Origin of the sequence: Caulobacter endophyticus, assembly GCF_029543245.1 — a bacterium.
GTDB classification, from domain to species: Bacteria; Pseudomonadota; Alphaproteobacteria; order Caulobacterales; family Caulobacteraceae; genus Caulobacter; species Caulobacter endophyticus_A.
Window position 1 is genome coordinate 1 of record NZ_JARQWV010000049.1, and the last position, 3,160, is coordinate 3,160.

The window sequence follows — 3,160 nt, forward strand, 5'->3', positions numbered from 1 at the left end:
CGGGCCCCCGGGCCCGCCGCGCCCCCCGCCCCCCCCCCCCGCGGGCGGCCGGGCCCGGCCCGCCCCCCCCGCGCCCCCCCCCCCCCCGAGACGGGGCGCCGAGGAGGCGGTCGCCCCCTCCGTCACGCTGCGTATCCGCAGCGCGCCACCTCCCCCGTTTCACGGGGGAGGAACTGGGGCTCAGACCTGCGCCACCGCGCGCCGCACGGCTTCGGCCAGGTCGTCGAGGTCGGCGATGTCGAGGTCGGCGGCGAAGGGCAGGCCCAGCATCTTGCCGGCCAGGTGGTCGACGACCGGCACGCTGTCGGCCTGGACGTCGGGGTCGCGCACGCCCACGCAGGTGACGAAGCGGCCTTCGACAGCCAGCAGGGCGGCCACGGCCGGGGCGCAGCCCTCGGCGACGCTGACCACGCAGGCGCTCGACACCCACGACAGGCCCCAGCCGGGCTGGAAGGCGACGGGCGAGCCCAGCAGCAGCATGCGCAGGCGCTGGGCGTTGGTGGCCAGCTGCTGGCGCTTGAGGGTCCAGCCGTCCAGGCCGTCGTCGCCCTCGAAGGCAGGCGCAGTAAGGCGGCCGATCAGCTCGGCGTCCTCGGCGGCGACGAACACGCCGTCGCCGCCGGGCAGGCCGACGACCACGGGGACGGGGGCGTCCATGATCACGTCGAAGCCGAAGGCGGCGTCGACCACGACCGGCAGGCCGGTCTCGGCCTGGAAGGCGGCCAGGGCCAGAAGGTCGGGAGCGCGGCCGAAGGCGCAGGTGGTGACGATGGCTTCCAGCGGGCAGGGGGCCTCGGCCAGGCGCTCGCGCAGGTGGGCGGTGTCGACCATCCAGGTGAACGGGTCGACGTCGACCAGCCACGGCGTCAGGCCGGCGGCGGCGACGCCTTCGAGGGTCTCGCGGCCGGCCAGGGCCGAGACGATGCACACCCCGCCGGGGCGCGCGCCCTGGGCGGCCAGCAGGTCGGCGGTGGCGGCGGCGCGGTCGGCGCAGGCGCGGACGGCGGTGGTTCGGGAAAAGCGCTGGGCCAGCCGGCCGTTCAGAGTGTCGCAGTCGGGGCCGCCGAAGGCTTTGCTGAACGCGTCGAAGTCGAGCGGCGCCGCAGAGGCGAGGGCGGACTTCGGCTGCGACGCCAGAACGGCGGCTGAAAGGCTGGACATGCGAGACGCTTCCGCAACGAACCGGCGCCGACAACCCCGACAGCGCCCTTATGGTTAATCGAACGTATCGAGTGACTCGGCCTGTCCAGATGCGGCGCGCCGTCGCGGCGGAGATTGCGGCTTTTCCGGGTTTTCCATCTTGAGCCCTCTCTCTTTGAGAGAGGGAGGGACCCGCCGCGAAGCGGTGGGAGGGTGAGAGGTTTCACCGTTGGCGGGTCAATCGCCCGCATAGGCTCAGGTCGAACTTGGTTGCCAGCAAGGTGCTGAATTTCCGAGCTTTATTCTGGGAGGCTGTAACCTCTCACCCTCCCATGGCTTCGCCATGGGCCCCTCCCTCTCTCTATGAGAGAGGGGTTTTAGGGCGCCACCCGTCCCGCAGTTCGCGCTTGAGCACCTTGCCGATGTGGCTGCGGGGCAGGGCGTCGACGAGGACGAGGTCGGCCAGGCGCTGGGTCTTGCCCAGGCGTTCGTTGGCGAAGGCGCGGACGGCTTGCGCGTCGGCCGCGGCGCCGGGCCGCAGGGCGACGAAGGCGACGGGGGTCTCGCCCCAGGCGTCGGACGGCACGCCGACCACGGCGGCTTCCAGCACGTCGGGATGCGTGGCGACCACGGCCTCCAGATCGCTGGGATAGATGTTGAAGCCGCCGCTGATGATCATGTCCTTCTTGCGGTCCATCAGCGTCAGGAAGCCCTCGGCGTCGAAGCGGCCGACATCGCCCGTGCGCACGAAGCGGCGGCCGTCGGGGCTGGTCCAGATGGCCTCGGCCGTCTTGCCCGGCTGGCCGTGGTAGCCGCTCATGGTGGCCGGAGAGCAGCCGACGATCTCGCCGATCTCGCCGACAGCGACCTCGACGCCGTCCTCGTCGATCAGGCGGATGTCGTGGCCGGGGGCGGGGCGGCCCACCGTGTGCAGCTTGTCGGGGTGCTCGTGGGCCATGAGGATGCAGGTGCCGCCGCCCTCGGTCATGCCGAAATATTCGACGAGGCCGCCGGGCCAGCGCTCGAGCACCTGCGCCTTCAGTTCGGCGGCGAACGGGGCGCTGGTGCAGAACTTCAGGCGCGTGGCGGACAGGTCGAAGGCGTCGAACTCGGGATGGGCCAGCAGGCGGCGGTACTGCACCGGCACCAGCATGGCGTGGGTCATGCGGTGCGTCTGCGCCAGCTCCAGGAAGCGCCCGGCGTCGAACTTCTTCATCAGCACGACGGTCCCCCCGCCGGCCAGGGTGGGAAAGAAGCAAACGAGCGTTGTGTTGGAATAGAGCGGGGTCGACAGCAGGGTGACGGCGTCCGCGCCATAGCCAACGGCGTCGCCGCGGAAGACGTGCTTCCAGCGCATGCCGTGCGACTGGACGATGCCCTTGGGCGCGCCGGTGGTGCCGCTGGAATAGATGATGTTAAACGGATGCTCGGGGCCGATCTCGACGGGCGCGGGTGTCGCGCCTTCGGGCGCGAGCCAGGCGTCGAAGGTCTCGCCGGCGGTCGAGCCGTCCAGGGCGATGGTGCGGGCGGCGATCGGCGCGGGCTTCTGGGCCTGCGCCACACCGGCGTCGACAAAGAACAGTTTTGCGCCGCAGTCGGCGACCATGCCGGCGATGGCTTCCGGCGTGGACGAGGGCGCCAGCGGGGCGACGGCGACGCCCGCGCGCAGGCCGCCCAGGAACACGGCCGCATAGGGAATGGACGAGAGAGCGCAGACGGCGATCGCCTCGCCGGGCTGGATCCCGTCGCGTTGCAGGGCGGCGGCGACGCGGTCGGTCAGGGCGTCGAAGGCCGCGTAGGTGATGGTCTCGCCGGTCTCCATGATCACGGCGGGGTGGTCGGGGGCCTCGGCCGCCCGCTCGCGCAGGATGTCGCCCATCACGCCGTAGTCGGCGGCGATCATGGAGGGGATGGAGGGCATGGGGACTCCCTACTCAATGCAGCAACTCCTCCCCCGTGAAACGGGGGAGGGGGACCGCGAAGCGGTGGAGGGGGCGAGACGGGGCGCTGAGCTTTGTCA

General features: G+C 71.8%; 2 protein-coding genes. Both read right to left on the reverse strand.

The genetic code is table 11. The features are described 5' to 3' along the window. Positions 1–180 precede the first annotated feature (180 nt). Positions 181–1,161 carry a DegT/DnrJ/EryC1/StrS family aminotransferase gene (locus P7A99_RS25110; RefSeq protein ID WP_277796435.1) on the reverse strand — a complete coding sequence of 327 codons (981 nt, stop codon included), beginning with the start codon at positions 1,159–1,161 and terminating at the stop codon, positions 181–183. Between the two features lie 340 nt (positions 1,162–1,501). Beyond that, positions 1,502–3,061: a class I adenylate-forming enzyme family protein gene (locus P7A99_RS25115; RefSeq protein ID WP_277796436.1), complete on the reverse strand. Its 1,560-nt coding sequence runs from the start codon at positions 3,059–3,061 to the stop codon at positions 1,502–1,504. Between the last annotated feature and the right edge of the window lie 99 nt (positions 3,062–3,160).

Coding starts and splice junctions, on each gene's coding strand:
- P7A99_RS25110 (WP_277796435.1), bottom strand. CDS start 1,161: ATGTCCAGCCTTTCAGCCGCCGTTCTGGCGTCGCAGCCGAAGTCCGCC.
- P7A99_RS25115 (WP_277796436.1), bottom strand. CDS start 3,061: ATGCCCTCCATCCCCTCCATGATCGCCGCCGACTACGGCGTGATGGGC.